The sequence below is a fragment of the Grimontia marina genome, from assembly GCF_900060185.1.
Taxonomy (GTDB): domain Bacteria; phylum Pseudomonadota; class Gammaproteobacteria; order Enterobacterales; family Vibrionaceae; genus Enterovibrio; species Enterovibrio marinus.
In genome coordinates this window covers 1-832 of record NZ_FIZY01000198.1, presented here as the reverse complement: position 1 = coordinate 832, position 832 = coordinate 1, and the positions used below count along the sequence as shown (strand labels likewise).

Genomic DNA, 832 nt, shown 5'->3' with positions numbered 1-832 from the left:
GGCCTATGGCTAGCAGCGTCATCCGTTCAGGCTTTAGAAGCCACTCTCAGCAAAGAAGATTTACCTCTTCTTGCCCCAGAAATGCAGCATGAAACGGCGAGTAAGCGTGTGACTTCCCGTTTTACTCGTTCTCATTACAAACACTTCAACTTGAATGACGATTTCTCGCAAGCTATCTTCAATCGTTATCTCGAACTGCTGGACTACAACCGCAATATCTTTACTCAGAGCGATATTGATTCCTTTCATACGTGGTCGACACAACTTGATGATCAACACAAGGCTGGCAATAACCAAATTGCATTTGATGTTTATAACTTATCAATGCAAAAGCGCTTTGAGCGTTTTCAATATGCGCTTTCTCTGCTCGACAAAGACATTACATTTGAAGCCGATGAATCGATGGAACTTGACCGCTCAAAAGCGGCTTGGCCGAAAGATAAAATCGAGCTCGATAAGTTATGGCAGCAACGTGTCAAATATGATGCACTGAACTTAAAGCTTACGGGTAAAGAGTGGCCGGAAATTAAAGAAACGCTAGGCAAGCGTTATAATAACGCGATCAAACGTCTGTCTCAGACCCACAGCGAAGATGTATTTCAGCTTTATATGAATGCTTTTGCGCGTGAAGTTGATCCGCACACCAGTTATCTTTCTCCACGTAATGCCGAGCAGTTCCAATCAGAAATGAATCTTTCATTGGAAGGGATTGGTGCTGTGCTGCAAATGACCGACGACTACACTATCATTCGTTCGTTAGTTGCGGGTGGTCCTGCCTCAAATAGCAAGCAGTTGGGTGAAGGCGATCGTATTATTGGTGTGGGCCAAGATG

Annotated in this window: 1 protein-coding gene; it reads left to right on the top strand. The window is 44.2% G+C overall.

Translation table 11 applies throughout. From position 1 onward, the window contains the following. Nucleotides 1-832: carboxy terminal-processing peptidase (locus GMA8713_RS25960; protein WP_198159599.1), on the top strand; the 832-nt coding region annotated here is incomplete at both ends.